This is a genomic window from Bradyrhizobium sp. CCBAU 11361, from assembly GCF_028128935.1.
Classification (GTDB): Bacteria; Pseudomonadota; Alphaproteobacteria; order Rhizobiales; family Xanthobacteraceae; genus Bradyrhizobium; species Bradyrhizobium niftali.
In genome coordinates this window covers 133125-139124 of sequence record NZ_LBJZ01000183.1, presented here as the reverse complement: position 1 = coordinate 139124, position 6000 = coordinate 133125, and the positions used below count along the sequence as shown (strand labels likewise).

Sequence of the window (6000 nt, the reverse complement as noted above, 5' to 3'; positions counted from 1 at the left end):
TATCGCCATTATCTGTTTAGGGCTCACACCTGTGGTGGCGCTAGCAGTGCTGACGTTCTGGAAGTAAGGCCGCCTCAGGTGGTGGTCGGTTCAAGCTGGCGCGCCTACTCTTGGGCGCGATAGCCGTGGACGGCGAGCAGCTCTCTGATCCTCGCCACCTTCTTTTTGGCGCTGCTCGGTCCCTCTATGGTCTTCCGGATGTCCTCGACCAGACCCTCTAATCTCAGTCGATGCGCGCGGTCAGCTTCGCGGCGGCTGGCATCTGCAATCTCATCGAGAGCAACCATACGGCGAGTATTGCCGATTTTTCCCGATGCGTCAAAGCGCCGTTGGTGGGCCGGCGGCATCTGTGCGGAGCTTTTCCAATTGAGCCTGCATGTCTTTCATTGCAGCTACTCCGTTCCTGTCCTCCGGAACACTACTGCCAATGTTGGGAAACGAACAGAACGGCGCTCCGAGCTGTGAGTAAGCTCGGACCTGCTTGAGCTTCCCCAAGGTCCAAGCACCCACGGCCCCGGCCTCAACGCCCACCACGACACCCCACGGCCGGGGCCGTCTTTTAAGTGGCTATCGATAGCCCAAGCCACCGAAAGGCCCCTTTGGCGTTCCAGTTGAAGTCCGGCCGAACGTCGGCACCGCGAGAACCACAGCCCTGGCAGACAAATCGCGGCTCGAGATCTGACAGCCGGACATCGTCGGGCCAGCGATCGGCGCTGAGAACAACGTGATGGCCGCAATGGCAATAGACCAGCGCGCCGCGCAAGCCCATCTCCCGCATCTCGCCGAAGGTGATCTTGACGGGACGGCCGTCAACATGCGCAGGCGTGTGGCGTCGAACAGGACGAGGCATGCCGAGATCAAAGCGCCGTCGTGAGCACCTTGCAAATTATCGATTCCTAGCGGCTCGGGAAGCGCGCGAGCTACTGCCGGTCGTGGGTGTGGAAAACGCGCGCACCTCGAGTCGAAAAAGGAAGCTTTCGATATACCGAAATTCCGCTTGCTCTGTCGGGCAAAACAGTGGTTCATAAGGCGCTGGCTCTAACTGTCGTGATAGGAACCAGCGCCATGGCGACTGAAGTCGAGACTTCTTCCGAGCTGTCCAAGATTGCGAAGCTCAATGGAGACTTCAGGAAGAACTACGGCACATTGCTTGGCGCAGTCCTGTATCTAAGATCTATCAATGCAGTCCGTGGGCGTTCTTGGCTGTGGGCCGGCCTGTTTTCTCTCGTCTGCTCGGCCGTGTTAGGATGGCTGGGCAAACACGGCTTTTCATTGCTTTGGTGAGGACGAGCGGATTGCTATTCATGAGGCCGGTCACGCCGTGGCCGCGCGCTTGCTTAGCAAACCGCTCGGCGGAGCGACAATCAATCCTGATCCGACCGGCCAGTACGGCGGATTGGTGTGGGGGCCGCGTCACAGCGTCGCCTTCGGCAGCGATGACGACGGCGATGATGTGCCAGAGTTGTGCGACAATTTGCAGGATTTGATGCCGCAGGAGGGCGAAGATCGCAGCGATGCCGCAGACGTGTACTTGCGCGTGCTTGACCGCTGCATCGAACTGGCTGCGGCATCCGTCGCAGAGCGCCTGCTTCTGCCAGGAGAGCCCGTGCCGTCTGTTAGTGACGTTGAGCAACCGGTCGCGCTCGCGTCATTGGTCTGCAAGTCGGCGGAGGCGGTCGAGCGTTTCCTGGCATTCTGCGAGCAGCAAGCCCACGACCTCTTGCGGCCCCATGGTCCGATCATCATGGCCTTGAGCATTGTGCTGAAAATTCGTCGTACCTTGACGGGAGCGGAGATCGACACGTGATCGCAACTACGGTCGCGGGTCTACAGTTGGCGGCCGAGCGCCGGCGGCGAGCCGAGTGGCGCAAGGCGGAGCTGGTCGCCGAGCGCTTTCGCGCCGCATGTGATCACGCTGATACCGCAGCCTTGCCACGGTCTGCGCCAGATCGCGTGCGGTAATCGACGACATCAAGGATCGTAAGGCACGGCGGATGTAACCGGCCTGATGATCTTGAATGGCCCCGACGTGCAATATCGTCGGGGCCATTGTCGTGCCCGGGCCATAAAGCTCCAACTGAGACTTGCGGCGCGAGGACTGATCGCTGGCCTACTTGCCATACTTGGGGCTTTGATCAGACGCCAACTCAATTGAAGGTATGAAACCTCAGCTTTAACGAACCATCCGCTTGGCGTTCGAAGACGTGCACGGCAAGTCCACTAAAGGGAGTCGGTTTGCCGTCCTTGTCCTTGCCCGTAGCGCTCCACTTGGCTGTGCCGACGACGACCTTGTCGTCTCCGCCCGCGTCGATAACCTCCAGCTTGTGGCCAGTCACACCATTCGCGAAAAACCCGGCAAAGAACTTTTCGATCTCCGCTGGGCCTGACGCGACTTCGTGCGTCGGCGGCAGCACCTTGGCGGTCGGGACATAGTTAGCAACGACGGCCTTCGCATCCTGTTTGTTGAATGCAGCATCAAAGGTGGCGTAGGCTTTCTCGACGTCGGCCTTGGCGTCAGCGGCGAGCGTTATCGCCGGAGCGGCGGTGAGCAGAAAAGCGACTAATGCAGACGTATGAGCCAATCGCATGGAAAGTCTCCTCTGTTGGTTGACGCTTCTATTCAAATATTTGCCCTCCGTCCCCGGCGGCTCAGATAATGAGGGGCTGATGAGCCGCACAGCGGCAAAAAGTTGCCGTGGCCGCTACAAGCCAACGGCCACTACTTACAACAAAAAGTCCGACGCGCTGAGACCGAGGTTGGTACCGATTCGATCCGAAGGTCCGCGGTCGTATTTCCATTCACATCGGCCTGCACGAACGTATTTCCGCCGCTCTCGTACCAAGTCACGCTATTGGCAACGGCGGTGCTGTTTTGACCGGCAAACGCAAATGCTTGGTCGCCCTTCTTGGAGGCGCTCGCGTCGATGAGAGCAATATCAATCGTGTCGGTGCCATGAACGAAACCTTGCACGATATCAAAGTTTGCAATCGTGCTGTCCGCGAAGGCGGAAAAGACAAACCTGTCGGCTCCGGCTCCTCCATTCATTGTGTCTTTTCCCGATCCGCCGTCGAGGTAGTCGTTTCCTCCCAGGCCCTGGAGATTGTCGTTACCGCCTTTCCCGTAAAGGAAATCTTCTTCACCCGATCCGGTGAGTGTGTCTGCCTTATTGGTACCATTGATCGTCGAACCTGCAAGGTTCTGCACCGTGACCGCGATTGCCTGCACGTCGATGCCGCCGTTGCCATCGGAGACCTGGACAGTCACGTCGTAGACGTTGTTGGCTCCGGCGTCGGTCGGATTCTCATAATCGGGAGCGTTGGTAAACGCGAGCGCGCCGGTCGTCTCGTTAATCGTGAATAGCGTACCGTCCGCGCCATCGGCGATCGAGTAGCGTAGTGTTTGGCCAGCGTCCGGGTCGGTTGCCGTCACCTTCGTCACCGCGGTGGTGTTCTCCGCAATCGACACGGCCGCTGTGTCCCCGCCGCCGTCCGAGGTGATGGCAGGGTTCTGATTTAGGATTGTGGAGTTGAGAAGAACATGCAGTCCATCGCCTGTGGTGTAGCTGATATCATTAAGCCCGTCCCCGTTGAAGTCGCCAACAATCAAGTCGAACTGGCCAGCAGCGGTACCTATTTCGATCTGTGGCTGGAACGTTTCATCACCATTTCCAAGAAGGATCGAGATCGACGCTGAGCCGGCGCTTGCAGCCACTAGGTCAAGAATACCGTCGTTGTTCATATCTGCCGCAGCGACCGTGTAGGGCGTATTGCCCACGCTGTATTCCACGGCGGGGGCAAACGTCCCATCACCGTTGCCCTGATAGACCGAGATCGACGCACTGTCGCGGTTACCCACGATGAGATCAGGGTTGCCATCACCCAGATCGGCGACCGTGACATAAAGCGGTACTGCAGCGGCATTGATCGTCGTCGGGCTTGAGAACTGGCCGGTGCCATCTCCCATCATCACGTAGATTTGGCTGTTGTTTGGATTGGCCAGCACGATATCGCCGTGGCCGTTACCAAGATCGGCAACGGCGAATCCATAGTTTGATATCCCTCCCACAGGAAAAGTCATCCTTGGCCGGAATGTGCCGTCGCCATTGCCGAGCAACACGGATATTGCTCCGTCATAGTAGCTGCTGGCGATGATATCGAGCTTACCGTCCTCGTTTACGTCGAAGGTCTCGACATGTGGTATCACCGGCCCCGCGAAGTATTCAACTTCCGGCCCGAATGATCCGTCGCCATTATTTAGAAAAACTCCGACAGCCGAGGCAAATGCGTTGTCTCCGGTAATGATGTCTGGCGCAGAATCGCCATTCAGATCTGCGATGGTAAGGCTCTCGACGCGGGGAGCGAACAGACTTTGAGTCAAAACGAATGTCCCATCGCCCTGGTTCATTAGGACGTTCGCCTGCGAGTCGTTCGGCACGGAAAAAACAAGATCAAGGTCCCCGTCTCCGTCCAAATCGCGCGACGATACCCAATTGGCACTTCCGCTCGAATAGGTCTCTTCCGAGAAGGTGAATGAGCTTGCCATGGCAATGGCTCCCTATGTCTGTGCTGCCGAGGTTTCGGATTGCTTATTGAATATTGCGCGGCTCGGCCTGCGTTTCCAAAGTCGTGGTGTTGATGATGAAGTCGTTCCCGATGGATTGAACGGCCATGAAGACCTCCTTGGTGCAAGGATGGCTTATGACTGCGCCCACGCATAAAGACGGCGGCGCGCTATGGCATTATCCAGACTTGAAGACTTGTGAAGAGCCTGCTGATGGCACCAGCGCTGCCACATCAGGAAACGGAGAATTCGGTACGTCGCCGTTTTACGGACAGCAGATGGCAAGAAATACTTGCCCTGCAGCGGCTATGCTCTCGGGTCAGGACAAAATCAATATGGCGGATTGGGTACCCATGAAGGACTAGGAGTTCCCAGTTCGGAACTGCGCGACGATCTGGATTTTGGGCATTGCTCTTCACTTGCAAACAGCGTCGTGCTCGAGATGAGCACTGCGTGTGCCGTCGCTCTCGATGACATCGATGTGCCAACTCCCTGCCGCGCCAGTCTAACTAATCATTGGGACCTCCTGCTCGGCCCCATTGCTTTGGCTTCGTGTTTTCATGGTGCGGCGCTCGATCCGCACCGGCTGTGGGTCTGGATTGATCCAGGGTGCAGCCGATCTGAAGGACCACACGGGCGAGCTTCCCCCGGTTGATACTTAGGCAATGGCAGAGGAGCCGGGATATCCCCTGACAAAGAGCTAAGGCCGCCTCTAGGGCGGCCTTGCTGTCTTGAAATCTTTGCGCCTAGTCGCGGTCGTGATGGTGATGGTGATGGTGATGGTGCTCGTGGTGCTCGTGACGGACGCCGTAGCGTGACCATCAGAGAACCCCAGTTCGCTACGTATTCGATCCCGGCGCGTCTGTTTTCGCGAGGGTGGGTGGCGCACTGCTGATCGCCCCAGCGGTTACGAGCATCTACTTCATAAAATTACGCGCTTGGACCGTAGTACGGCGCATGATGTTGGGCACCATGCCTAGAGAGATCGCCATAGCGCTTTGGCTGCACCAGATCGAGTGCGGTAATCGCAACACCAAAGGATCAGAAGGTACGGCGCTAACGGCCTGATGATCTGAGTACGCGAACCTATATTTATTTGAATTTTCGGGAGGTTCGCGTGCGGACTATCCTAGTAATTGTTGGGTTATGGCTGCTGATCAACGTTTTGTTTGTTGTGATCACGATGCCCCCTCGCAGGCCACGGTTACCTTCTCGATTGGCGCGGCTCCCGCTGATCGAAGCATTGGATGCAATCAAGCGCTTTCTGAAAATACGACGCCGTTGAAAAGTCAGACGATTACGCTGTCATTCCAACCAGTCAAACACCGGACTATCACCTGTCATTTTAATCTGCGAGACTTTCAATCCGAGACAAACAATGGCTTGCGAAAAGCAAGTCCGAAGGAGGTTCGCAGTGGAGAAGGTGCGACGCTTGCGCG

At 57.3% G+C, this 6000-nt stretch carries 6 protein-coding genes; 3 read left to right on the top strand and 3 right to left on the bottom strand.

What is annotated here, in order from left to right:
* Positions 1 to 104 precede the first annotated feature (104 nt).
* Positions 105 to 347, bottom strand: a complete 243-nt coding sequence (locus XI08_RS25405; protein WP_271576451.1) for a hypothetical protein — start codon at positions 345 to 347, stop codon at positions 105 to 107.
* 718 nt (positions 348 to 1065) lie between these two features.
* Between XI08_RS25405 and XI08_RS25400 the strand changes: the two genes are divergently transcribed.
* The gene (locus XI08_RS25400) at positions 1066 to 1284 is read left to right on the top strand and encodes a hypothetical protein (protein WP_129557625.1); all 219 of its coding nucleotides are present in this window, start codon (positions 1066 to 1068) and stop codon (positions 1282 to 1284) included.
* A 37-nt stretch (positions 1285 to 1321) separates the two neighbouring features.
* Positions 1322 to 1807, top strand: coding sequence for a hypothetical protein (locus XI08_RS25395; protein ID WP_271576450.1), 486 nt, complete (start codon positions 1322 to 1324; stop codon positions 1805 to 1807).
* A 340-nt stretch (positions 1808 to 2147) separates the two neighbouring features.
* Here XI08_RS25395 and XI08_RS25390 read toward each other — a convergent pair whose 3' ends face one another.
* Positions 2148 to 2588, bottom strand: a complete 441-nt coding sequence (locus tag XI08_RS25390) for a YybH family protein (RefSeq protein ID WP_271576449.1) — start codon at positions 2586 to 2588, stop codon at positions 2148 to 2150.
* Between the two features lie 131 nt (positions 2589 to 2719).
* Complete coding sequence (locus XI08_RS25385; protein ID WP_271576448.1) at positions 2720 to 4543, bottom strand: FG-GAP-like repeat-containing protein; 1824 nt, start codon at positions 4541 to 4543, stop codon at positions 2720 to 2722.
* On the opposite strand from XI08_RS25385, the gene XI08_RS25380 reads away from it, so the two are divergent.
* The gene (locus tag XI08_RS25380) at positions 4542 to 4718 is read left to right on the top strand and encodes a hypothetical protein (protein WP_271576447.1); all 177 of its coding nucleotides are present in this window, start codon (positions 4542 to 4544) and stop codon (positions 4716 to 4718) included. The two genes, XI08_RS25385 and XI08_RS25380, sit on opposite strands and share 2 nt — an antisense overlap.
* Positions 4719 to 6000: the final 1282 nt, after the last annotated feature.

Bases quoted from the DNA above. Each gene is read 5' to 3' on its own strand.
- XI08_RS25405 (WP_271576451.1), bottom strand. From the start codon at position 347: ATGCCGCCGGCCCACCAACGGCGCTTTGACGCATCGGGAAAAATCGGC.
- XI08_RS25400 (WP_129557625.1), top strand. From the start codon at position 1,066: ATGGCGACTGAAGTCGAGACTTCTTCCGAGCTGTCCAAGATTGCGAAG.
- XI08_RS25390 (WP_271576449.1), bottom strand. From the start codon at position 2,588: ATGCGATTGGCTCATACGTCTGCATTAGTCGCTTTTCTGCTCACCGCC.
- XI08_RS25380 (WP_271576447.1), top strand. From the start codon at position 4,542: ATGGCAATGGCTCCCTATGTCTGTGCTGCCGAGGTTTCGGATTGCTTA.
- XI08_RS25385 (WP_271576448.1), bottom strand. From the start codon at position 4,543: ATGGCAAGCTCATTCACCTTCTCGGAAGAGACCTATTCGAGCGGAAGT.